The organism is Microvirga antarctica, from assembly GCF_017921815.1.
Classification (GTDB): Bacteria; Pseudomonadota; Alphaproteobacteria; order Rhizobiales; family Beijerinckiaceae; genus Microvirga; species Microvirga antarctica.
The window spans coordinates 213,773-236,329 of the sequence record NZ_JAGEMM010000004.1 but is presented as its reverse complement, the minus strand read 5'-3'; the positions used below and the strand labels follow the sequence as shown (position 1 = coordinate 236,329).

The 22,557-nt window shown below is 63.7% G+C and carries 19 protein-coding genes; 7 read left to right on the top strand and 12 right to left on the bottom strand.

Annotated elements, in window-relative coordinates; genetic code table 11:
- Positions 1-35: 35 nt before the first annotated feature.
- Genes J4G32_RS14350 through J4G32_RS14340 form a run of 3 tightly spaced genes read left to right on the top strand, consistent with a single transcriptional unit; the run spans position 36 to position 2,806 of the window.
- Positions 36-1,079, top strand: coding sequence for an NAD(P)/FAD-dependent oxidoreductase (locus J4G32_RS14350; RefSeq protein WP_210495785.1), 1,044 nt, complete (start codon positions 36-38; stop codon positions 1,077-1,079).
- A gap of 51 nt (positions 1,080-1,130) precedes the next feature.
- Entirely contained in the window at positions 1,131-2,375 is a 1,245-nt protein-coding gene (locus J4G32_RS14345) for an allantoate amidohydrolase (RefSeq protein WP_210495781.1), read from the top strand.
- Positions 2,372-2,806 carry a GNAT family N-acetyltransferase gene (locus tag J4G32_RS14340; RefSeq protein WP_210495778.1) on the top strand — a complete coding sequence of 145 codons (435 nt, stop codon included), beginning with the start codon at positions 2,372-2,374 and terminating at the stop codon, positions 2,804-2,806. The genes J4G32_RS14345 and J4G32_RS14340 overlap by 4 nt, the downstream gene beginning before the upstream one ends.
- Here the strand turns inward: J4G32_RS14340 and J4G32_RS14335 are convergent.
- Positions 2,803-3,321 carry a GNAT family N-acetyltransferase gene (locus tag J4G32_RS14335; protein WP_210495775.1) on the bottom strand — a complete coding sequence of 173 codons (519 nt, stop codon included), beginning with the start codon at positions 3,319-3,321 and terminating at the stop codon, positions 2,803-2,805. The two genes, J4G32_RS14340 and J4G32_RS14335, sit on opposite strands and share 4 nt — an antisense overlap.
- Positions 3,322-3,405: 84 nt before the next feature.
- On the opposite strand from J4G32_RS14335, the gene J4G32_RS14330 reads away from it, so the two are divergent.
- Positions 3,406-3,708, top strand: a complete 303-nt coding sequence (locus tag J4G32_RS14330) for a hypothetical protein (RefSeq protein ID WP_210495771.1) — start codon at positions 3,406-3,408, stop codon at positions 3,706-3,708.
- 39 nt (positions 3,709-3,747) lie between these two features.
- Here J4G32_RS14330 and J4G32_RS14325 read toward each other — a convergent pair whose 3' ends face one another.
- From J4G32_RS14325 to J4G32_RS14290, 8 genes are all read right to left on the bottom strand, one after another.
- Positions 3,748-5,379, bottom strand: coding sequence for an HAL/PAL/TAL family ammonia-lyase (locus tag J4G32_RS14325; protein WP_210495768.1), 1,632 nt, complete (start codon positions 5,377-5,379; stop codon positions 3,748-3,750).
- An 82-nt stretch (positions 5,380-5,461) separates the two neighbouring features.
- Positions 5,462-6,778, bottom strand: a complete 1,317-nt coding sequence (locus J4G32_RS14320; RefSeq protein ID WP_246505072.1) for an AmpG family muropeptide MFS transporter — start codon at positions 6,776-6,778, stop codon at positions 5,462-5,464.
- Between the two features lie 107 nt (positions 6,779-6,885).
- On the bottom strand, positions 6,886-7,620 hold the full coding sequence (locus J4G32_RS14315) for an SGNH/GDSL hydrolase family protein (protein ID WP_343232661.1): 735 nt from the start codon (positions 7,618-7,620) through the stop codon (positions 6,886-6,888).
- Positions 7,621-7,631: 11 nt separating this feature from the next.
- The gene (locus J4G32_RS14310) at positions 7,632-8,795 is read right to left on the bottom strand and encodes an OpgC family protein (RefSeq protein ID WP_210495761.1); all 1,164 of its coding nucleotides are present in this window, start codon (positions 8,793-8,795) and stop codon (positions 7,632-7,634) included.
- A 143-nt stretch (positions 8,796-8,938) separates the two neighbouring features.
- The gene (locus J4G32_RS14305) at positions 8,939-9,493 is read right to left on the bottom strand and encodes a tellurite resistance TerB family protein (protein WP_210495759.1); all 555 of its coding nucleotides are present in this window, start codon (positions 9,491-9,493) and stop codon (positions 8,939-8,941) included.
- A 416-nt stretch (positions 9,494-9,909) separates the two neighbouring features.
- Complete coding sequence (locus J4G32_RS14300) at positions 9,910-10,425, bottom strand: hypothetical protein (protein ID WP_210495756.1); 516 nt, start codon at positions 10,423-10,425, stop codon at positions 9,910-9,912.
- A gap of 132 nt (positions 10,426-10,557) precedes the next feature.
- Positions 10,558-11,412, bottom strand: coding sequence for an S-formylglutathione hydrolase (gene fghA, locus J4G32_RS14295; RefSeq protein ID WP_343232655.1), 855 nt, complete (start codon positions 11,410-11,412; stop codon positions 10,558-10,560).
- Between the two features lie 11 nt (positions 11,413-11,423).
- Positions 11,424-12,536, bottom strand: a complete 1,113-nt coding sequence (locus J4G32_RS14290; RefSeq protein WP_210495753.1) for an S-(hydroxymethyl)glutathione dehydrogenase/class III alcohol dehydrogenase — start codon at positions 12,534-12,536, stop codon at positions 11,424-11,426.
- A gap of 141 nt (positions 12,537-12,677) precedes the next feature.
- Here J4G32_RS14290 and J4G32_RS14285 point away from each other — a divergent pair, with 141 nt between their 5' ends.
- Positions 12,678-13,322 carry an MBL fold metallo-hydrolase gene (locus J4G32_RS14285; RefSeq protein WP_343232660.1) on the top strand — a complete coding sequence of 215 codons (645 nt, stop codon included), beginning with the start codon at positions 12,678-12,680 and terminating at the stop codon, positions 13,320-13,322.
- A 3-nt stretch (positions 13,323-13,325) separates the two neighbouring features.
- Here the strand turns inward: J4G32_RS14285 and J4G32_RS14280 are convergent, their stop codons facing one another.
- From J4G32_RS14280 to J4G32_RS14270, 3 genes are all read right to left on the bottom strand, one after another.
- Positions 13,326-14,087, bottom strand: a complete 762-nt coding sequence (locus J4G32_RS14280; protein WP_210495749.1) for a pseudouridine synthase — start codon at positions 14,085-14,087, stop codon at positions 13,326-13,328.
- Positions 14,084-15,007 (bottom strand): class I SAM-dependent methyltransferase, encoded by a 924-nt coding sequence (locus J4G32_RS14275; RefSeq protein ID WP_343232659.1) that lies wholly within the window; start codon positions 15,005-15,007, stop codon positions 14,084-14,086. Before J4G32_RS14275 ends, J4G32_RS14280 begins: the two co-directional genes overlap by 4 nt.
- Positions 15,008-15,094: 87 nt before the next feature.
- Positions 15,095-16,813 (bottom strand): amidohydrolase family protein, encoded by a 1,719-nt coding sequence (locus tag J4G32_RS14270; protein WP_210495747.1) that lies wholly within the window; start codon positions 16,811-16,813, stop codon positions 15,095-15,097.
- Positions 16,814-16,889: 76 nt separating this feature from the next.
- Between J4G32_RS14270 and J4G32_RS14265 the strand changes: the two genes are divergently transcribed.
- Together J4G32_RS14265 and J4G32_RS14260 are read left to right on the top strand one after the other, a co-directional pair.
- Positions 16,890-20,969: an AAA family ATPase gene (locus tag J4G32_RS14265; protein ID WP_210495743.1), complete on the top strand. Its 4,080-nt coding sequence runs from the start codon at positions 16,890-16,892 to the stop codon at positions 20,967-20,969.
- A complete protein-coding gene (locus J4G32_RS14260; protein ID WP_210495740.1) occupies positions 20,953-22,533 on the top strand; it encodes a B12-binding domain-containing radical SAM protein in 1,581 nt (526 codons plus the stop codon). Before J4G32_RS14265 ends, J4G32_RS14260 begins: the two co-directional genes overlap by 17 nt.
- Positions 22,534-22,557: the final 24 nt, after the last annotated feature.

Here is a 22,557-nt window from a genome sequence, read left to right as displayed (position 1 = left end):
CGTGCTTTTCGAGGGCCTCTCGAAGGAGCCTGTTCATGACCGACAATATCGAAACCGACGTCGTCATCATCGGCGCGGGGCCCGTGGGCCTCTTTGCCGTTTTCGAGCTCGGCCTCCTCGACATCAAATGCCATCTCATCGACATTCTACCCAAGGTGGGCGGCCAATGCGCCGAGCTCTACCCCGAAAAGCCGATTTACGACATTCCGGGCTTCCCAATGGTGACCGGGCAGGGCCTCGTCGATAACCTGCTGGCCCAGATCGAACCCTTCCACCCGACGTTCCATTTCAACGAGATGGTCGAGAGCGTCGAGCCCATCGGCACGCCGGAGGCGCCGCTGTTTCGCGTCCGCACGGCCGAGGATGGGACGACCTTCACCTGCAAGGCGATCATCATCGCCGCGGGCGGCGGCTCGTTCCAGCCGAAGAAGCCGCCGATGGAAAATATCGAGGCCTACGAGGGGACCGGGGTGTTCTACGCGGTCCGGCACATGCAGATGTTCCGCGACAAGCGTGTGCTGATTGTCGGCGGCGGTGATTCCGCCCTCGACTGGACCGTCAACCTGCAGCCCATCGTCAAGCGCCTGACGCTGCTCCACCGTCGCGACGCCTTCCGCGCCGCACCCCACACGGTGGAGAAGATGCGGGCCCTCGTTGCCGGCGGCGACATGGATCTGCATCTCGGACAGGTCACGCATCTCAAGGGCAAAGCGCCCGTGCTTGAAGGCGTGGAGATCAAGAAGGACGATGGCTCGATCGTCTCGGTGGATTGCGACGTGGTGCTGCCGTTCTTCGGCCTCACCATGAAGCTCGGTCCCATCGCGAACTGGGGCCTCAACCTGCATGAGAATCTCATCCCGGTTGACACCGAGAAATTCGAGACCAATGTGCCGGGGGTTTTCGCCATCGGCGATATCAACACCTATCCGGGCAAGCTGAAACTGATCCTGTCCGGCTTCCACGAGGGGGCGCTCGCGGCGCAAAAGGTGCACCGCTACGTGTATCCGGACAAGAAGCTGCTCTTCCAATACACCACGTCCTCGACCAGCCTGCAGAAGAAGCTCGGCGTGACCGCCTGACCGTCTCGCCTGCATCCGTGAGGTCGTGTCCCTGAACAGTTTGCGGTAATCATGACGCCAGCGCCCGCAACGGAACATGCACTTGGTCGCAGGGCGATAGCCCTGCTCGACGCGCTTTCGCAGTACAGCGACGACCCGGCGCGCCTGACTCGCCTCTACCTTTCGCCGGCCCATCGCGCGGCCGCTGAAGCGACCCTCGCCTTCATGCGCGCCGCCGGCCTCGAGAGCCGGATCGATCCGCTCGGCTCGGTCGTCGGGCGGCTTGAGGGGCAAAACCCCGACAGGCCTGCGCTGATCATCGGGTCTCATATCGACACCGTCGTCGATGCCGGGCGGTATGACGGGACGCTGGGGGTGGTTCTGGGAATCGTCGCCGTGGAGGCGCTGCGCGAGCGTGGCATCGTGCCCGCCTGCCCGATCGAAATCATCGCCTTCGGCGACGAGGAGAATGCGCGCTTTCCCACCAATCTCTCTACCGCCTATGCCTTGTCGGGTCGCTACGACCTGCGCTGGCTCGACGGCGTGGACCAGGACGGCCTTGTCCTTCGCGACGCCCTTCGTGCCTTCGGCGGGGACGCTTCGCAGATCGCCAGCGTCGCGCGCCGGCCTGAGGATTATCGCGGCTACCTCGAGGTCCACATCGAGCAGGGTCCGCAATTGCAAGCGCAGGACCTGCCTGTCGGAATCGTGTCGGCGATCAATGGGGTCTCACGCGCACGCGTGACCGTCACGGGTGAGGCCGGCCATGCGGGAACTGTTCCCATGGACATGCGGCGCGATGCGCTGGCGGCGACGGCGGAGATGATCCTCGCGATCGAGACCATCGGCGGCAAATACCCCGGCACAGTCGCCACCGTGGGAGCAGCCCAGATCGAACCCGGCGCGGTCAATGTCATCCCGGCGCGTGTCGTCTTCACGCTCGATGCGCGCTCCCCAGACGACACGCAGCGTCATGCGATGGTGCGCCAGATGACAAGCGCCTGCGAGGCCATTGCACAGCGGCGCAAGGTCGATTTCGACCTCAAGCCTTTCATGGATTCGCCAGCAACCGCGATGGATTCAGGCCTGATGGCGGTACTCGACGACAGCCTGTCTGGGTTGCATATTCCACCCGTCCGGCTCGCCTCCGGAGCCGGGCACGATGCGGTCGCCATGGCGGCCTTGTGCCCCACCGCGATGTTGTTTGTGCGCTGCAAGGACGGCATCAGCCACAACCCGGCGGAGTCGATCACCGTGGCGGACGCGGATGTGGCGGCCCGCGTCCTGATCGACACGGTGACGAGACTCGTCGCATGACCTGCGAGATCGCACTTGTGGCGGAACCGGACGCGGCCCTGAAAGCGATCATTCATGACGGTCTGCGGGACTACAATTTCGCCACCGTCTCGCCCGGCGAGGTCATCACGGACCTGGCGGTTGCGATCCGTTCGGAGGAAGGCGCTGTCCTTGGCGGTCTCTGGGGCCGTACGGCGCGCGGCTGGCTCTCCATCGAGTTGATCTTCGTGCCCGAATCCCTGCGTGGCCAAGGGATCGCCAGCCGCCTCATTGCGTGCGCGGAGGAAGAGGCGCTCCGTCGCGGCTGCCATTCCGCCTGGCTCGAGACCCTCAACGTGCACGCGGCGTCGCTCTACGAGCGTCTTGGCTTCGCGGTGTTCGGAGAGCTCCAGAATTTCGCGCCCGGCATCCCGCGAACGTTCCTGCAGAAGCGCCTGACGCCGCAGCCCTAATGCTCACTCCACATCTCGGACAGGATCGCCCAGCGCTCGTGATCGCGCCACGCGCCGCCGATATTGAGATAATGCGGCGAGTAGCCCTCGCGTCGAAACCCCAGCCGTTGGACGAGCGCGAGGGAACGCATGTTGCCAGGCTGAATATTGGCCTCCAGGCGGTGCAGGCCGAGCCGACCGAACGCAATGGTCACAGCCATTCGGACGGCCTCACTCATGCGCCCGCCGCCCGTGGCGTCCGCCATCGCGTAATAGCCCAGATAAGCGCTCTGAAAGTACCCTCGCACGATCTCGTTGAGGTTCACCACGCCGACGATGCGTCCGTGCATCCCGTCGCGCGCCACGAATCCCACCGACCGCTCACCATCGCACCGGGTCAGATAGGCTTCGAATGATGCGGCGTCACGGCAGGGATAGACCCAGGGTTCGTGCAAAGTCATGCTGGCAAGATTGGCCGTCACCAGAGCCGGGCCATCCGCCGCACACACTTCATTAAGAACGATTTGAGGCGGCATCACACGACCTCCGAGGCTGCGGAACCCCTGCTGGGAATTACGGTTGACGTTCGACTTTTAGCACCCTTGTCGAAGGATCGAACCATGCGCGCCATTGTTCTTCCGGCATTCGCCTTTGCCCTCGGAATCGGATTTTTCTCCGCGCCCGAAGCCCAGGCGCGATTCAATGCAAGCGAGCTCCAAGCGCCCTCCCTCATCGAGGATGTGGCCTGCGTCACGCGGCGCGTCCGCGTTGTCCGGCCTAATGGCCGCGTGGTGTGGCGCACAGTCCAGGATTGCGGCGTACGAGCCCGTCCCCGTTGCCGGTGGGTGCAGGAACGTGTGTTTCGCCCCAACGGAACCGTCGTGGTGCGCAACGTCCAGCGTTGCAGCCCCCGCCGCTTCTGATCAGCCAAATCGCCGGGGGCGCTACGCGTCCCTAGCGGTTTATTCCAGCGTCCCGACCGCATCCTCGACAGCCGTCACCACCGCCCCGGAGCGCACGAGGTCGAGCGCCTGGGCCATCTCCGTTGCATACCACCTGTCGCCATCGAGCGCGGGTTGGATAACGGCCCGGATCGCATCGAAAGCCGCCTGAGAGCCCTTACCGATGGCATAGTCCTTTGCAATGGGGGCTACGAGACTCAGGGCCTGCGCCGCCATCAGCAATTCGCACGCCACGATCTGCTCGACATTTTCCACGATGGTGCGCGCCTTGCGTCCGCACCATGTCGAATTGGACACATGATCTTCCGCGTTCGATTTTCCGGGAATGGAATCGACCGAACCCGGCATCGACAATCCCCGGTTCTCCATCACCAGCGCCGACATGGAACATTGCACGGTGGCAAATCCGGTATTGAGACCGCGCTTCCCGGCAAGGAGGTTGCGCGGCAACCCGTATGACATCGTGGGATCGACCAGCCGCGCTAGACGACGCTCTGAGATCGAGCCCAGATCCGTCATGGCGATCGCCAGAATGTCCATGGCTTGGGCCACATATTGGCCGTGGAAATGGCCGCCCGAAATCGACTCGTAACCGCCCTTTCCATCATCGAAAATAAGCGGATTGTCGGTGGCCGAATTCATCTCTGTGCTGATGATCCGCTCCACATATTCGAGCGCTTCGACAGCCGGTCCATGCACCTGCGGCGTACAGCGCAACGAATAAACATCCTGCACACGCGGCGACGCCTTGGCGCCAGGCTGGCGCACCTCGTCGGGGAAAATCACGTCGCGGGCAGCCTGCGAGCAGCGCGTGGAGCCTTCAAGGATGCGCAGGAGATTGCGCGCGATTCGCAATTGTCCGTGATGCGGGCGCGCCCGGTGCAGACGCGGATCGAACGCCGCCAATTCGCCGCGCATCGCCTCAAGCGACAGACACATGGCGATATCAGCCTGCTTGAGCAGGCGGCGGGCATCGGCGGTCGCCAGCGCACCCAGCGCCAGGGAGGCAGTCGAGCCATTGATGAGGGCTGAGGCGTCTTTTGCGCCAAGCTCGAAATCCGGGTCGAAGCCGGCTTTCGCGATCGCTTCACGGGCGGGCAAACGCCTTCCCTTGTAGACCATCTCGGCTTCGGCAAAACCGCACACGGCGCCAGCCATATGGGCGAGCGGCGCCAGGTCGCCGGACGCGCCGACAGACCCTTTCTGCGGAATCACCGGGTGAAGACCCGCATTGAGAAATGCGATCAGGCGCTCGACCAGTTCCACCCGGGGCCCGGAATAATTGGACGCGAAGGCATTGGCGCGCAGCAGCATCATGGCGCGCGTGACATCCTCGCTGAACGGCTCACCGATGCCGGTGGCGTGCGCATAGACGCTTTTCTTCTGGTAGGCCGCCATGTCGGCGATCAGAACCCGCTGGTCCTTGAACAGACCCACGCCGGTGTTAAAAGCATACATCAGCGGTGCGTCGTCGTGCATCCAATGCTGATCGATGTAGGCCCGGGTTGCGGCGATGCGCTCTCGGGCCTGCGGATCGAGCACCGCTTTCTCAAAGCGTCCGTTCCCGTTTGGGCGCGCTACGCGCGCCACGTCGCGTAGTTTCAGTTTTGCGCCGTCAATTTTGACCGTCATTGTCGTTTCCTCGTCTTAAACGAGGGATAATGCGGCCTCACGCGGGACGCAACCATGCGTCCGTGGCGCAAGCGGGCCAAAATCAGGCGCGGGAGGGTTCCGCTTCTGCCATGGCCCGATCCGCGGCCTCACGGGCCTCCTCGGTCCGATTTGTGTCGCGTCGCACCACGAAGCACAGGATCACGAGGGGAATCCCGATCGCCGCCGTCGCCGTGAACAGGGCTGGATACCCATAGGCATCGACCACCGCCCCCGATGTTCCGCCGATCACCTTCCCGGGCAGGGCATAGAGCGAGCTCAGCAGGGCGTACTGGGCGGCTGCCAAGCCTGGGGCCGTCAGTCCCGACATGTAGGCGATCAGCGCCGAGCCGGCAAAGCCCGAAGCGAAATTATCGACGCTGATGGAGAGTATCAGAAGATCGAGCCGCGCTCCCTCCATGGCCAGCCACGCGAACATCAGGTTCGACGAGGCGGCGATGAAAGCCCCGATCAGCAGTGTCCACCATAATCCGATGCGGGTGAGCGCCAGCCCGCCCGCAAATGCACCGGCGATGCCGATCCACACACCATAGATCTTCGACACATTGGCGATGTCGGCCTTGGAGAACCCGAGATCGATATAGAGGGGATTGGCCATCACGCCCGCGACGAAATCCGGCAGACGGAAGCAGGAGATGAGAAGCAGGATCGGCACGAGCACCAAGCCCTTCCGCCGAAACAACTCGCTGAGCGGCTCGACGATGGCGGCCCCGAAAGAAGGCTGTTTTCCTGACGCCACCTGGTCGACCCGGGGGGCGATGAGCGCGCCCATCAGACCGACGCCCATGAGGCCAGCCATGGCCAGATAGGCGCTGCGCCAGTTGACGAACTCGGCCATGTAGAGCGCGCCGGCTCCGGCGCAGATCAGCGACAGCCGGTATCCCAGCTGCAAACTCGCGGCCATCATCCCCTGGCGGTCGGTGGGCGCAGCATCGATGCGCCAGCCGTCAATCACGACGTCCTGCGTGGCCGATGCGAAGGCGACAAGCAGGGCTGACGCGATGGTGAGACCAAGGCGGGTTGCGGGATCGCTCAAGGCGATGCCGACAAGGCCCAGAGCCGTCGCCAGTTGCGCCAGGATCATCCACCCGCGCCGGCGGCCGAAGAGTTGCGCAAGCCCCGGCACATCGTAGCGGTCGACGATGGGAGCCCACAGGAACTTCAGCGAGTAAGCCAAGGCCACCCAGCTCAGCATACCGATCTCGGTGCGCGAGATCCCGGCCTCCCTCAGCCACGCCGAAAGAGTGCTGAACACCAGGAGAAAGGGCAACCCGGAGGAAAAGCCAAGGGGCAGCATCAGCGCAATGCGGCCATCGGTCAGGACATCCCGAAGGCGAAGACGGCGTCGGGTTTCAGTCATCAACCACCTTGAGGCCTGCTGGGCTCGTCCGTGTCCAGACCCAAACGGCCCGGCGCATCCGCCCCGACAGTGTGGCAGCCAACCCTTGTCGGCGTGTTAAGAGAGCTTCACTGCCCCGTGGCGACCGCGACTTGCGGCGCCGCTTTGCTGTTGGCCACCGCCGATTCAAGTTCCCGCGCCACCTGCGCGGCCAGGCAATCATAGCCTTTGTCGCCCATATGGAAACCGTCGCCTGAGAGCATCTCGCGTAAACCTTCCACAGACTCGCTCGCCCAGTCCTTCATCATCGCATAGCGGGAAAATACCGAAATGCTGCGTTCTTCACCGAGGGCGTCGACCGCGCGGACAAAACGCTCATAGCGCGCCGGGTCTTTGATCGTCGGATAATATTGCTGATCGAGGAGCACCAAATCGGTCGAGGCGGATTTGGCCGCTCTGATCCCGCGGTCAAGCATCAAACGAAACTGCTCCTCGGCCACGCCGTTCACCGCATCATTGGTGCCAACCTGCCAGATCACAAGATCGAATCGCTCGGTCTTCAGGGCTCCCTCAAGCCGCTCGATGGTCTGGATCGCGGTCTCGCCGCCGATTCCCGCATTGATGACCGTGACATTTTCCTTCCAGGCCGACTCGAGGTCGGTTTCAAGCAGGGCCGGATAGGAATGAGCTGCGTCAGATGCGCCAACGCCCTGCGTGGAAGAAGATCCTATCGCCAGGATTCGGATTGTCTCATCGCCCAGAAGCTTGGCACTGATGCGCGCAAATACCCCGCGTGATTTGAAGACCGTCGGTGTCTTGCCGCAACCAGTGACGGCGGAGTGCGCCACGCCGCCGCCGGACACAATTGCCAAGCTTAGCGCAACGAGCGCCCAGTACCGGCCGAGGACAGCGTAAGATTTTCTGCCCGACCCGTGCGAGGGCCGACCGAGTTTGACTTGTTCCATTCGAGATATCGCGCCAGTGCTAGGAGGACCGCTACACCAGCCATCGTAAATACCATGCCGATGATGTGCGGACTAGCCGATGATTTGACCGCGGTGAGCGTCATTGTGACCTGCCCCATCGCGCTCAGCAACGAACCCGCGGCAAAGATCATGAGGCCGTTTCGCCCGAGCCGCATCATCTCGGCGCCCAATAGCGTGCCCTTCAGCAGGTTCCCGATGCGCAGGTGGACCAGCACATAGGCCAAGGCCAGAAAATGGACCATGCGGCCAAACCCGAGATCGTTCTTCTGGAGATCGAAAGGATAGAACGCCGCGTCTAGAAGGCCGGGCGAGGTGCCGAACAGGTCAGTCCCGACGACCAATCCAACGCCAAGGACGAGAGCGGCGCCCAGCATTATCGCGCGATTGTAGGACAGCTTGCGAGACGCGAACATGACGCCGCACACCACGCCGATGGTGAAGAGCAACTGCCACGCGAAGGGATTGAAAAACCACGTACCGGGCTGGGGCCAACTTGGAAGCGCCAACGCGCCGAGGCGGGCCAACGCGTAGAGTGCGGTGGAAATCGTCAGTACCAGCCCCACATGGACGCGGGCGAGAAGCAGCGCTACGGGGGCCCACAACATCAGCATGATATACAGTGGCAGAATATTGAAGTAACCCAGTTGGTGGCCGAGAGTCAGAATCCCGGTGACCCCCCTGGCGGTGTTCCCAAACACGGCGTCGCGGCCATCGGCCTCGATGAGACCGAGGTCGTCACTCAGCTCATAGCCGATCGAGAACAGGGCGATGGCGGCGGCCGTCAGAATGAGGTGCATGCGGTACAAGTCGAACGCGCGCCGAAAGCAACGCCTTACCACCACCCACGCATCGCCTTGCGGAATTCGGGGATAATAGACGAGCGCGACCGACAATCCGGAGATGAAAATGAACGCTTCGGCGGCGTCGGAGAAACCGAAATTGCGCGGCGTGATATGCTCGACAAGATTGCCCGGGATATGATTGACGAAAATCACCACGAGTACAAAGCCGCGCCAGAAATCGATCGTGGTATTGCGTTCTGAGGATGTCATCGACCGTTCCCGTTCCAGCGGACATAGGGAAACGTTCCCGACGCACGTTAGGTTCAGCGCGATCGCCCACAGTTGCGTGATTGACCGGAAAAACCACTGAGTCGCAAGCAAGCGCGCCGACGGCGAGCCTAACAAATCCGCGATCAGGTAGCCCTTGGACCGGAGGCCGCCGAATCAATGCCGGCGACCACATCCGGGTCCAGCCCGAGGGCGGCGGACAGGTGAGCGAGAAAAACCCGCTCAGCGACGTGATGGGGCGTGATGATACGCCTTGCCGCCGTATAGGCCTGCACCGCCATCTCCGGGGTCTTGGCCGCAGCGGCCAGATCCTCGGGTCGCGCCGGATGATCCAGCTCCACGGCGATGAGGCGTGCACCCTCGCCGTCAATTCCAGCGCCTTTCAGGGCGCCGAGGATGCGCTCCCGTTCTGCGTCGTCGATCCGGCCATCCGACGCCGCAGCGGCGATCATGGCCCGCAGGACGAGCAACGCAGTCGCCGACGGGTCCCCGGTAGCAGCTGCCGGGACAGCAGCGCTCGACTCCTCACGTTGGGCGGCGATCAGCAGGGGCCCTCGATCGCTTTTCCTCGTCCAGCGGTTCAGCAGGGCCGAGCCTTTGGTCATGGCCGTTGCCCCGAGCTTGCGCCCCGCCTCCGAATTCACCACGAACTTCGTCAGGCCCACCATCGCGGCCGTCACAACGGCATTGCCCTGCGGACTTTTCAGATATTCCTGCGCCTTTCCGAGCAGCAGTTCGGTGAGGTCTGCGGGCTGCGGGGGGACGCGGCCTTGACCGGACGCGCCGCCGTTTCTTCCGACGGACCGGTCTCAGGAGAAGCTGGCGGGGTGCTGGGCCGGTTCGCGAGGCCGATCAGATCGCTCAGAAGCGTCCCCGGCCCGAGGACGGGGGCAGCCTGTGGCTTGGCCGGCTCAGATGCCGGTGCAGGCGCGGCGGATGCCGCCGCAGGCGGAGTCCCGAGGGCGTCGAGAAGTTTCTTCGCGTCGAACATGGAACCTCCCGGCGCCCATGAGTTCTGGGCAGACGATAGTGAAAAATGCCCGGTGGGCAAGGATCTTCACCGCCACTACCCGGCCCATGGGACCGGCCTTGCCGGTCAGAAGATCATGCCGAGCATGCTCCAGACCATCATGGCGCCCATCATGTAGTAGATCCATTTTGGCATGCTCTGCGCGCCGGTCCGCGCTGCCTGTCCGTCGATCGCGGTGATCAACTCGGTCTGGACCTGTTGGCCCTTGAGGATCAGCAGCGTCAGGCCCTGAATGGCCTCGGCCTGCGCGTTAAAGAGAGCTGTCGTCTGTGGATGCTGCCCCTCAGGCTCCATCTCATTGATGTGGGCGAGGGACGCCCCGATCTTTCCAATGGCGCTGCGCATGACGTCGAAATGCTGGCTCTGCTCGGCCATAAGAACGCGGGCCTGCGTGACTGGATCGTGCGCGGGTGTCTTCGCGGCCTGGGAGAGGTGCTGCATGAGGCCTTGCGGCCCTTGCGCGATCACACTCTGGACGGCCTTTCCCGCGTCTGACGCGAGGGCCGCCTGCGTCAGGCCAACCGCCTTGCCGACAAGTTTGCCGGCATCCGGGGTGAAAACGGGCTCGCGCGAAGGGTCCATTGTATTGCCTCGAACTATGTCGCTCCGATCGAGGGCCTTTTAGCGATTGTCCGCAGGCAAAGCCATCCGCTCTCGTCTACCCCCTGTGCCCTTAAGGCGGTTGGCGCGATGTGCGGCGCAACACAAGGTGACTCAGCAATCCCCGATCCCGAGCCTTTTCCCATGCCACCGCAGGTGATCTTCCATGAAAGTGGCGATGAAGAAATAGGAATGGTCGTAACCTGGCTGCAGGCGAAGCGAGAGGTCGATTCCCGCTTTGCGGCAGGCGGTTTCGAGCAGGCCGGGTTTGAGCTGCTCCTCCAGAAATCCGTCAGCGGTGCCTTGGTCCACGAGGATCGCGTCGAGGCGCGCGCCGTCCTCGATGAGCGCACAGGCATCGTAGGCCCGCCACTGGGCCTTGTCCGGCCCGAGATAATGCGACAGGGCCTTTTCGCCCCACGGACAATGCATGGGCGATACGATCGGCGCGAAGGCAGACACGGACGCAAAGCGCCCGGGGTTGCGCAAGGCGATGGTCAACGCGCCATGCCCTCCCATGGAATGACCGGTGATGCCCTGGCGGGCCATGTCGGCCGGGAGGTTGTCCGCCACCAAAGCCGGCAATTCCTGTTCGATGTAGGACCGCATGGCGTAGTTGCGCGCCCACGGCGCACGGGTCGCGTCGAGATAGAAGCCGGCACCGAGCCCGAAATCATAGGCCCCCTCCGGGTCGTCCGGGACCCCGTCGCCGCGAGGGCTGGTATCGGGCGCAATCACCATCAGGCCGAGCTCGGCCGCCACCCTTTGCGCTCCGGCCTTCGCGGTAAAATTCTCCTCCGTGCAGGTCAGCCCCGACAGGAACCAGAGAACCGGGACCGTCCCGTGATCGGCCTGCGGCGGAACGAACACCGAGAACCGCATCGGCGTGCCGGTCCGGTGCGAGGCATGGCGGTAGGTGAGTTGCGTGCCGCCGAAGCTGCGCGCCTTCGAGACGATATCCAGAGCCACGCTTTTTCCGATCAGTACAGGATCACGGAGCGGATCGACTTGCCCTCGTGCATGAGGTCGAACGCCGTGTTGATCTCATCGAGCGGCATCGTGTGGGTGATGAGGTCATCGATGTTGATCTTGCCCTCCATGTACCAGTCGACGATCTTCGGGACATCGGTGCGCCCGCGCGCGCCGCCGAACGCGGTGCCCTTCCAGACGCGGCCGGTGACGAGCTGGAACGGCCGGGTCGAGATCTCCTTGCCGGATTCGGCGACCCCGATGATGATGCTTTCACCCCAGCCGCGATGACAGCATTCCAGCGCCTGACGCATCACATCGGTATTGCCGGTAGCGTCGAACGAGAAATCAGCCCCGCCACCGGTAAGATCGAGGATTGCCTGGACCACCTTGTCGTTGCCGATCTCGCGGGGATTGACGAAATCGGTCATGCCGAACTTGCGGGCAATGTCTTGCTTGGCAGGGTTGATGTCGACGCCGATGATCTTGTCCGCGCCGACCATGCGGGCGCCCTGGATCACGTTGAGGCCGATCCCCCCAAGGCCGAACACAACCACGTTGGCGCCAGGCCAGACTTTTGCGGTGTAGATGACCGCGCCAATGCCGGTCGTCACGCCGCAGCCGATATAGCAGATCTTGTCGAAGGGCGCGTCTTCCCGCACCTTCGCGAGCGCGATCTCGGGTAGCACCGTGAAGTTGGCGAATGTCGAACAGCCCATATAGTGGAACACCTGCGCGTCATCGCAGCGGAAGCGACTGGTCCCGTCCGGCATGACGCCCTGCCCCTGCGTGGCGCGGATCGAGGTGCAGAGGTTCGAGCGCTGCGACAGGCAGGTTTTGCACTGGCGGCATTCCGGCGTGTAGAGCGGGATGACATGGTCGCCCGGCTTCAGGGTCGTGACCCCGGCCCCAACCTCGCGCACGATGCCCGCGCCCTCATGACCGAGGATAGCCGGGAAACGCCCTTCCGAGTCGAGACCCGACAAGGTGTAGGCGTCGGTGTGACAGACCCCAGTGGCCATGACTTCGACGAGGACCTCGCCCTGGCGCGGTCCTTCCAGTCGGACGGTCTCGATAGTGAGGGGTTTTCCCGCCTCCCAGGCGACGGCTGCTCTCGTGTCCATGATGATCGATCTCTCGTGATTCTCAGGGCGACTATGGGAACCAGCCGCAAGCCGCGTCAAGGCGAGGCGACCTCGCATGGCGCTTCACAATTGAGCCGGTTGGCGTATGTCGTAGGAAACAGCAGCTTGTCCGAGGACCCGATCGTGTCAGATATCCGCGCCGCCATTATCCCCGTCACGCCGTTTCAGCAGAACTGCACCCTCGTCTGGTCCGAGAGCACCAAGCGCGGCGCCGTCGTCGATCCGGGTGGCGATCTGGACCGGATCCGCGCGGCCATCGCGCAGAACGGTGTGACGGTGGAGAAAATCCTCCTGACGCATGGCCATATCGACCATGCGGGAGCAGCCACCGCGCTCAAGAATGAACTGCTGGTCCCCATCGAAGGCCCGCACGAGGCCGATCGTTTCCTTCTCGACCACCTTGCCGAGACAGCTCGCGGCTATGGGCTCGCCGATGCGCTTCCGGTGACGCCCGATCGCTGGCTGAAGGAGGGCGATCAGGTCAGCGTCGGCGACATCGTGCTGGATGTTTTGCATTGCCCGGGCCACTCGCCGGGAAGCGTGGTGTTCGTGGCCAAGGACCAGTGGTTTGCCCTTATGGGCGATGTCTTGTTCAACGGCTCCGTCGGCCGCAGCGACCTGCCGGGCGGCGACGGCGCCCTGCTGATCCGCTCGATCAAAGACAAGGTGCTGCCGCTCGGCGACGATGTGGCTTTCATCTGTGGTCATGGACCGGCGAGCACGATTGGGCACGAACGCGAAACCAATCCCTTCCTTCAGGGCTGAACCTCAGGCCGCGCCGACGGGTTTCGCGGGCGGCAGCACGAGTGCGAGGTCGGCCTCGCTCAGTATCCGGTACTGTCCCGGCGCCAGATCGACCGGGAGATCGAGGTCGCCGACCCGGTCGCGGTGCAAGAGCAGCACATGATTGCCGACGGCCGCGAACATCCGGCGGACCTGATGGTAGCGTCCTTCCATCAGGGTCACGGCCGCCGATGTTTCGGACACCGTCTCCATGGCGACCGGGAGAAGGGGTTTTTCTTCGCCATCCAGCATCAGCGCTCCGGATGCGAAAATCGTCGCCTCGTCACCTTTCAATGGCCGGTCGAGTGTCACGTGGTAGCGTTTGGACACATGGCTTCGCGGCGAGATGATGCGGTGGAGAAGGCCGCCGTCATCGGTCATCAGGAGCAAGCCCGAGGTTTCCTTGTCGAGACGCCCGACCGTCGACAGGGCGGGATCGCGACGACGCCAGCGCTCTGGCAGCAGGTCATAGACGAGCGGACCCGTCTCCTTGTGCGAGCAGGTGACGCCGAGTGGCTTATGCAGCATGAGGGCCACGCCTGGAGGCGGATCGAGCGGTTTGCCAGCAACCCGCATGCGATCGGCCAGATCAGGCGCTAACGAAAGGCGCTGGTCGGGATCTGACAGGGCGGTTCCGTCAAGCGTAACGCGGCCTGCCTTCACCAATCCCTGAACCTCGCGCCGCGAACCGTATCCGAGATTGGCCAGGAGCCGATCCAGCCGCAGCGTGGTCGGAAGCTTGCTCATTTGCGCGCCTCGAAAATCTTGTAACCTCCCGATTCCAGAATCACGACGACGCGCTTGAACAGCAGTTTCAGGTCGGCCTCATAGGGCAGATGGCGATTGGCGACGAGCCAGCACGAGCCGCCCGTGCGCAGCACTTCAGCCGCCTTGCGAATGAACGCCACGCCGAGGGCACGATCCTCGGTTCCGCCATCGTGGAAGGGAGGATTCATAACCACGAAGTTCAGCGCTGCGAGGTCGGCGGCTGGGTCGCGGACGTCGCGCCAGACGATCGCAGCGCGCGGATCGGTGACGTTACGCCTCGCCGCTTCGACGGCGCGACGGTCGATATCCACCAGCGTGAGATGCTGAACGTCGGGCGAGCGCAGTGCGGCGATCGATAGAAAGCCGATCCCGCTACCGAAATCCGCCCCTCGGCCGGAGAGACCGGATAGGTGCTGTTCGAGCAGCGCGCTGCCGGGATCGATCCGGTTCCAGCTGAAAATCCCGGGCTGGGACCACAGGCCGAGATCGTCGAGACGCCGAGGCGCGCCTTCGGCTATCGCCTCCGCGAGGCCGATCGGCGCAACAGGCCGGCTGACCACGCAGATGCGGTGGTGGCGACGGGCCGTCTCGGCCACCACGCAGCCAAAAGCTGAAAGCTCCTTGCTGAGACGAGACCCGCCCTTGGCCTTGGGAGCGAGCACCGTGAAGGGAGCGCCAACCGCCAGGGCGCGCAGGGCGTGGGCCATGGCTGATCGGCGCTCGATGGTCCCAGGCGGCGCCAGCATGACCAGACCCTGAAGGGATTCATCGTCCCGGGCCTCAAGGCTGTCGGAGCCCGGGATGAGAGGGGAAAACTGGATCGCGCCTTCCGGCAGATCGACGAGATCCGCCGATGGCGCGCCGTAGAGGCCTTGAGATGGTGTCTGGTCCACGAGAATCCTGTTCACGGTGCAGTTCGTGTCCCTATAACGCCGGATTGCGATGACGTCAGGGGTTTTGTGACGCTCCCTCGGGTGAAGCCCCTCCTACGAGACGGGGACCCGGCCGTCGACCTTTTCCATCCAGAGCGGAGTGGGGACTGCGTTGCGACCGTAAAAGCGCTCGATCCGGCGGCGGTTGGCGTCGCCTTTCCTCAGGCCGAGGAACGTTGCGGCGTTGAGACCAAAGAAACGGTCACTCGCGCTCGGAGCGCCGCGGGCTTGATCGAGCTCGCTGAAGAGAGACTCGAAATCCGCCTGATAGGCGCCAACCTTGCGGCCTATCAAGGATGTCATCTCCCAGTCGGTGCCGAACATCAGCCGATCGTAAAGCGGTGCTGCTCCTGCGCCGACCGCGTAGGTCTGCAAATCCCGCAGGACCGTGCGCAGCTTCTCGCGCTCATTGAGCACCTCTGAAAAATAGCCGGAATCCGCAAAGAGATTTTCGCCGGGGGAGCCTGCCTTCTGCATCAGGCGGATGTAGCGCCGCGTCTCGCCGGTGCCGTCGACCACCGGATCGGTTTCTCCGAAATGCCCGAAATTGACCCGAAGGCCGGGAAACTGCGCGACGGCCTTCTCCCAATAGGCCGCGGTGGCGAGGGTCTCGAAAGGGCGCGAAGGTCCCATGGATTGGTTGGTGTGGGTCATGATCGGCACGTCGTTCGTCCGGCACCACACGTAGAGCTCCGCAAGCTTGTCATCGAGCCTCTGGCCCAGATCCGGCACCGCCTTCAGCACTGCGGGAAGCCATGGCTGCTGCCAGAAGGCAGGGTTGCGGGCCTCAATCTCGGCATTCCCAAACGGGGCGAACCCCATTGGCGGATAGATTTTCACACCGATGAAGCCCTGGTTTTCAACCGCGTCGCTGACGATCGCGAGGGGCGTCGGCCCCGCCTGATGCATGACCGCGCGCATGGGGTCGAAGGGGGCAAAGCCGTGGATGCGCCCCTGGCTGAGAATACTGAGCCGCGACATCAGGTCGATCTGATCCGGGATTGTCGTGGCGGTGGAACGGCCTCCCCCGAGCGGCCAGTCGAAATCGAGGAGATGCCCGACGGCCAGATCCACTTCGCGCTCCCGTCCCAGCCCGATCGTGCGCACATAATCGAGCCAGTTCACGCAGCGGTACTGTCCCTGGCGGAAGATGAAGTCAAAGGCGCCGTCCGTGTTGTCGATTCGCCCCCGGCTGATCATGGCTCTGCTGCGCGGAGGCTTCTCGAAATAGGCCTCGGCATCGTCCGGAAACTGCCTGAGGTGGAGATCGATCTCTGAGAATCGCCGGCGACTGAAGGCGCGCGTCGTACGCTCATTCGAGGCGCGCAGCTCAGAAAGGGTGTTGGTGTAGGCTTCCTGCCGAAGGTCACGGGTGACGCGCGCGACGGCATCCTGATCGAGCGGATCGGACGAGCCGCATGCCGCCAAGGCCTGCTTGATCCGCCCCAGGCCCTGCAATTCCCGCATTCGATTCGGAGCCGAAGTCCAATAGAAGTCCTGCAATGCAGGGCTCAGCCAGGTGATGATCGCCTGGAACTTCTCGTCGCGCGCGATCACCTGGGTCAGCAGACCCTTCACCTGCACGTCCGAGGCGTTGAACACGTGCGCATGCGTGTCGATCGTCAGGCGCTTGCGGGGATCGCCCCGGCGTGGATCGGGTCGGCAGAGATTTCCCGTCGCCGGGAGGTGAGCGCAGGATGACAGTCCCGCCAGAAGACCGGCCGATCCCAGAGCGGCTAGCACGTCGCGCCGGCTGACATCGTTCCCGACCATCAACCTTCCCCCCACAGCCGTCTATCCATGCTCCCTAGAGATGCTATCATAATCCTCCAGACTTGGGGATGACTTGATGCAGGTTGACTCATCGCCAGACAGTCTCACGCGGTTTGTTCCAGGTACACTTCTCGACTGGTCTGACGAATACGATACGAAATCGCACGCTCCGTTACGTGAGATTCGGCTCGGCGCGCTCATGATCACGGACATCTCCGGCTTCACCCGGCTCACGGCGAAGCTGTCTCGGGCGGGCAGTTCTGCCGGCGCGGAATACATCAGCGAAGTGCTGAATACCTTCGTGACCCGCCTCGTCACCCTCACCGAACAGCAGGGCGGCCGCGTGCTGAGCTTCGAGGGCGATTCCATCGTCGCCGGCTGGCGGGCGCAATCCGACCAGGATCTGACGCTTGCGGCGTGGCGCGCCAGCTACTGCGCGCAGGTGCTTCATCAACGTGCCGGCCGCCACAACGTCGCCGGCGAAGTGCTCACCATTCGCTCCGGCGTCGCCGCCGGCACGACGTATCTGCTGCACGTCTTGTCCGCGGCGCGCCCGCGACGTGTCATCCTGACGGGTCCGGCCTCCGACCAGGTTCTGCGCTGCGCGTCGCTGGCGGAAAGCGGCGAGGTCCTGGTGGCGGAGGAGACCTGGCCTTATCTGGCCGAGCACGCGGAAGGCCGCTCGCCAGAAAGTGGTGCCGTTCACCTGGTGCGCATCGATCCACCGCCGGCCGCGCGGATCGAGCCCGCGCCGCATCCGCCGGGCCGCGGGATTAACCCGGAACTTTACCTACTGCCCGCGTTGAGAGCACGATTGGCCTCGTCACTGTCGCGCTGGCTGGGCGAGTTGCGCACGGTCACGGTGCTATTCGTGCGGATTGGTGAGCAAGGACTATTCGACGATCTGGAACGCCTTGAGGGGCGCCTGACCGGCCTCCAGACTGAAATCGCCCGTTTCGATGGCGAAATTCTCAGGGTCGAGGCCTGCGACGGCGACCTGAGAATCCTCGTGGTCTTCGGATTGCCCGGAGCAGCGCACGGGGACGACCCCCGGCGGGCGGTCCTGACCGCGCTCGCACTTGGCTCGATGGCGCGTAGGGCCGATACGCGATTTTCCGTCGGGATAGCGACCGGCGAGGCCTTCTGCGGCGCGATCGGGGCGCCCCATCGCGCTGATTACACGGTGATTGGCGAGGCGGTGAACCGTGGTGCCCGGCTCTCCGCTACGTCCGCCGGGCGCATTCTGACGGATGAGCCGACCGCCAATGCCGCGCGAGCCTATGTGACATTCGACGGCCCCTGGCCCCTGCAGGTCCCCGGATTGCGGGTACCGATCCGATCCTTCATTGCCCTGCGCTCACTTTCGGACAGCCCTGGACATGCGGCGAGCGAGTTGGTCGGTCGTGAGACGGAGCTAGACTTCCTCGAGACGTTTCTCGACCGTGTCGGCGAACCTGAACCGCGGCCCCTTGTAATCGTCGGCGAGGCCGGCATCGGCAAATCGGCGCTTGTCGAAGCCGTCGTGGCGAAGGGCCAGCACCGCCGTATCCGCCTCCTGTATGGAGCGAGCGACGATGTGGAGCGCAGCACGCCCTACTTCGTGTTCCGGCCGCTCCTGCGCGACCTTCTCGGCATCGCAGACCGCAAGGGACCAGAGGCGCTTCTCGCCATCGGTCAAGCCCTGAAATCTCGCGATATGCCGCCATCGTCGCTGTCCCTGCTGCGCGACCTCTTCGATCTCGGATCCGAGAGAACCGCGCCCATCGATCAGCTTGCAGGGCATTCGCGCTCGGACAGCCTGCGGCGGCTTCTGCGGGACCTCATCCTCGCGAAGGAGGTCGGCCCGCGGACCGTGATCGTGCTCGAAGATCTGCACTGGGTGGATCCAGCCTCCCGGTTGCTGATCGAAGATCTCATCCGCGATCCGGCGCGCCTGCCGCTGATCCTGACGACGCGAGAGCTCGCGCCTTGCCAGGACATGATGGGTGGTGCGCCGTTCAATCTCCTCAAGCTCGGCCCCCTCGACGAGAAAGCGACCATCGAACTCGTCAGGCGCTCGCTGCCCTCGCCCGAGGCCGCAGCCTCCGTGCAGGATTTCATCTGGTCGCGCACGGCAGGCAATCCGTTCTTCACCGCCGAACTCTGCCGTGTCATTGCCCAGCGCCCGATATCGGCCGGCGCCGCCGACAATGTCTCGCCGGTTGTGCTCCCGCGATCGGCGCGGGCGGCGATCCTTGGACGAACGGATCTTCTGCCTCCTGACGAGCAGGTTCTTCTGAAAATCGCCAGCGCCGCCGGAGCGGACTTCTCCGTTGAGGACCTGGTGGCCATCGACGTGGTGCGCGCGGCCGGGATCGATGTTTCCGCCGGGCTGGAGAACCTGCGTGAGCGCCAACTTTTCAAGCCCGCCCCTACGGCGCCGGGTCGCTTGATCTTCGCCCACGCCATCATTCGCGACGTGGTCTACCAAAGCATGCTGCTGGAACAGCGAAAGCTGCTGCATGCGGCGATCGCTCGGGCGCGCGAAGCGGACGGTTCCCGCGAGATCGACGCGTTGCCGTTCATCCTCGGCCAATGGCAGCGCGCAGGAAACCGGCCCAAAATCCTCGAGTACCTGGACCAGGTCGCGGAGCTTCGCCTGCGCCAATACGACAATGCGAGCGTGATTGATCTGATAGAGGACTTCCTGACGTTCGCGGCCGAGGATCACATTGCGATCGCCGTGAAACGCCGTGCCTCCGCCTATCTGCTGATGGCAGAGGCTCACCTCAATCTCGGTCGTGTCGATCCCGCGCTCGACGCATATCAAACGGCCCTTCGGCTGCTCGGATTGCCGCTGCCCCGCACCGCCATGGCTTTGTGTGCAAACATCGCCCGGCAGGTGATCAGCCTCGCATGTCGCAGGCTGCGCCGCTCGAACACCCCATGGATCGAGACGACCGACGTGCTGCGCACGATCCCCCGCGACGACATCTTCGTCCAGGCCGCCAAGGCGCATGAGGATCTGACGCGGATTTACTATTTCCGGAGCGAGAAGGCGCGGCTGCTGCACGCGACCCTGCGGGCGACAAACCTTGCCGAGCGCTACCCGAAACTGACGCCGGTGCTTGCCGTCAACTATGCCAGTCTCGGAGCGATCTGCGGCGTCATTCCGTTGCGACGGCAGGCGCGAACCTATCTCACTCTCGCAAGCCGGGTGGCCGCACGGGTCGATAGTCCTGTGACAGACGCGCAGGTGCACCTGCTGGCTGGCCTCTACGAGACGAGCATCGCCCATTGGCAGGAAGCGAAAAGCCATTTTACACAGGGGCTCGATCAAGCGGCCCATCTGGGCGATTGGCGGCGTTGGTCGGAGATCGCCGTCAGCCTCGAAACCATCACCAGTCCTTGGTTCTTGACGCCGATCTATGCGGGCGAGGCCGCGTGGACGGGGCTTGTTGAATCGGTCCGCTCCACCGGGAAGCACCGCAGCGATCTCCAGGTGCTGGGATGTGGCTTGGTCGCCGGGTTACGCGGCTACACGGCCCTGGGGCGAGAGGAGGCTGCAAGCGGTTGCCTGTCCGAGTTGCGCCTGCTTCTGCGCGAACATTCTGCGGGCCTTGAGATGATCCATCGCCTTGAAGCGGCCGCCTATCTGGCCGACGAGGCGTTACGGCAGGGTGCTGTTGCGGAGGGACGAGAATGGCTCACCCGGGCGCACACCTATCTCCTGGCCATCAACCCGGCCATGAAGTCGCGCACGCTCCCGGCCCTCGGCGCTCTGCTCGCCGTCGCGTCGCGCCACGAGACGAGTTTCCCCGATCGCGAAGTCCGCGAGATCTGTGGCACGCTCGGGACGACGGGCGGGGCAAAGCTTGCGCGCTTCGCGAGGGTTTACCCAATCGGGCGCCCGCGGTCCTGTCTCCATCATGGTGATCGGGCACTGACACGGGGGCGTCGAGCGAACGCTGTCCGGTGGTGGCGACGCGCATTGGCTGAGGCGTTGCAGTTGGACCTTCCGGTCGATGGCTGCGAGGCGCTCCGCCGCCTTCGCACCTCCGGCATCACTCTATCACGCGCAGATGGGGACATGGCACGACGGCTGCGATCGCTCTTGCCTGCTCACCGAACCGAATGGCGCGAGCTTTTGGAGGCGTCTGGTGTGGAACGGACCTGAGTTGCGACGGAGCCATGCGATCAAGCGGCGAACCCCACGGGTCCTGGTAGTGCTCGCGCATTTCGACGAGACGCGCAACCCACGCGGACGACCGAATTTCATCCCGCAGGGCGTCGGGCATGCCTTCCTGGCAGGCGCGTTCGACAGGGATCGGGTCGATGTCAGGCTCTACAGCGAGTTTCATAGCGGGCCACTGCTGGACGAGGCGATCCTGGGCTGGCCCGACATGCTTGTGCTCACTGGAGTGACCTCGGCATTCGATCGCATGAAGCAGCTCACAGCCTATACGCGCACGCTCAATCCGCGCTGCGTGGTGGTGGCGGGCGGGCCAGCCGTGCGCAATCTTCCCGCCTTCAGTGCTGCCTGCTTTGACTATCCATGCCACGGCGATGTGGAGGAACTCGTGGCCATCGCCAAAGAGGTTTTTGGCGAGCACGCTGGCGCGGAAAGCCTGGAGCCGCGTTTCGACCTGCTCAATTGGGGTGGCCCGGTCAACTATGTGGAATCGAGCCGTTACTGCAATTTCCGCTGCTCCTTCTGCGCGCTGACAGGCGAGGGTCGCTCCTATCGCGCTTACGACCTTGACGCGATCGAGCGACAGATCAGATCCCAGACTTCGCGCAAGATCGTGCTCTTTGTGGACAACAATTTTTACGGCAACAATCGCTCGCTCTTTCATCAGAAGCTCGATCTTCTGAGCGCTCTAAAGCGCGAGGGCGTCATTCCGGGCTGGATTGCCCTCGTCACCAGCGACTTTTTTGCTGATTTGGCCAATCTGGATCGGGCTCGCCGCGCCGGTTGTCTTGGGCTCTTCTCCGGCATCGAGAGCCTGAACGCGGATCAAATCAAGGTCTATAACAAGAAGCAGAACCTCATTCAGCCACAGGTCGAGATGATCAGCGCCTGCCTGGAGGCCGGCATCGTGTTTCAGTATGGACTCATCTTCGATCCGGCGACGCAGACCCTCGACGCCATGGAGGCCGAATTGTCGGCGATTTTGAACTGTCCGGCCATCCCGCTTCCGGCATTCCTCAGTTTGACCATACCGCTTCTGGGAACGCCGCATTTTCGCACATGTGTCGAGGAACAGCGCTTCCTGCCGCATGCAAAGCTGCGCGACATGGATGGGTTCACGTTGATGACGAAGACCGTCGACGATCTCGGTGACGTGATGCCCTTCGTGCGTAACCTCGAGAGGCTCGGCGGCCGCAATCAGTCAGTCGTCCGCCACAGTCTCGGCTTCTACAAAACCTACAGAAGAGCCTTGTCGACCCGCCAGATGGCGGCCTCATTGGGAAATGCTGCCCGATTGTGCTGGCCGCAGATCATCCACGATCGTCACCGCCTGATGCCCTACCGGGATGAAACGCTGACCCGTGTCACCACAACCCAACCGTTAGGGCCACTCTATCGGCCAAACCTTCCGGTCGCGGATCGCTATCGTGACCATTTTCTGCCGACCATGGTGACCGACGGGACAGGGACGCTGCACCCGCACATGATCACCAACATGGCGTCGAGCCAGCCGAGCGTCAAAATCGCAGAGGCCGCCACCGCCCGGTGACGGCCGGCGATCGATGTCGTGACA

What these genes read in the sequence shown, in the direction of transcription:
- J4G32_RS14330 (WP_210495771.1), top strand. Translation starts at nt 3,406, where the DNA reads ATGCGCGCCATTGTTCTTCCGGCATTCGCCTTTGCCCTCGGAATCGGA.
- J4G32_RS14320 (WP_246505072.1), bottom strand. Translation starts at nt 6,778, where the DNA reads ATGACTGAAACCCGACGCCGTCTTCGCCTTCGGGATGTCCTGACCGAT.
- J4G32_RS14280 (WP_210495749.1), bottom strand. Translation starts at nt 14,087, where the DNA reads ATGAGCAAGCTTCCGACCACGCTGCGGCTGGATCGGCTCCTGGCCAAT.
- J4G32_RS14265 (WP_210495743.1), top strand. Translation starts at nt 16,890, where the DNA reads ATGCAGGTTGACTCATCGCCAGACAGTCTCACGCGGTTTGTTCCAGGT.
- J4G32_RS14345 (WP_210495781.1), top strand. Translation starts at nt 1,131, where the DNA reads ATGACGCCAGCGCCCGCAACGGAACATGCACTTGGTCGCAGGGCGATA.
- J4G32_RS14335 (WP_210495775.1), bottom strand. Translation starts at nt 3,321, where the DNA reads ATGCCGCCTCAAATCGTTCTTAATGAAGTGTGTGCGGCGGATGGCCCG.
- J4G32_RS14300 (WP_210495756.1), bottom strand. Translation starts at nt 10,425, where the DNA reads ATGGACCCTTCGCGCGAGCCCGTTTTCACCCCGGATGCCGGCAAACTT.
- J4G32_RS14310 (WP_210495761.1), bottom strand. Translation starts at nt 8,795, where the DNA reads ATGACATCCTCAGAACGCAATACCACGATCGATTTCTGGCGCGGCTTT.
- J4G32_RS14290 (WP_210495753.1), bottom strand. Translation starts at nt 12,536, where the DNA reads ATGGACACGAGAGCAGCCGTCGCCTGGGAGGCGGGAAAACCCCTCACT.
- J4G32_RS14325 (WP_210495768.1), bottom strand. Translation starts at nt 5,379, where the DNA reads ATGACGGTCAAAATTGACGGCGCAAAACTGAAACTACGCGACGTGGCG.
- J4G32_RS14340 (WP_210495778.1), top strand. Translation starts at nt 2,372, where the DNA reads ATGACCTGCGAGATCGCACTTGTGGCGGAACCGGACGCGGCCCTGAAA.
- J4G32_RS14350 (WP_210495785.1), top strand. Translation starts at nt 36, where the DNA reads ATGACCGACAATATCGAAACCGACGTCGTCATCATCGGCGCGGGGCCC.
- J4G32_RS14270 (WP_210495747.1), bottom strand. Translation starts at nt 16,813, where the DNA reads ATGGTCGGGAACGATGTCAGCCGGCGCGACGTGCTAGCCGCTCTGGGA.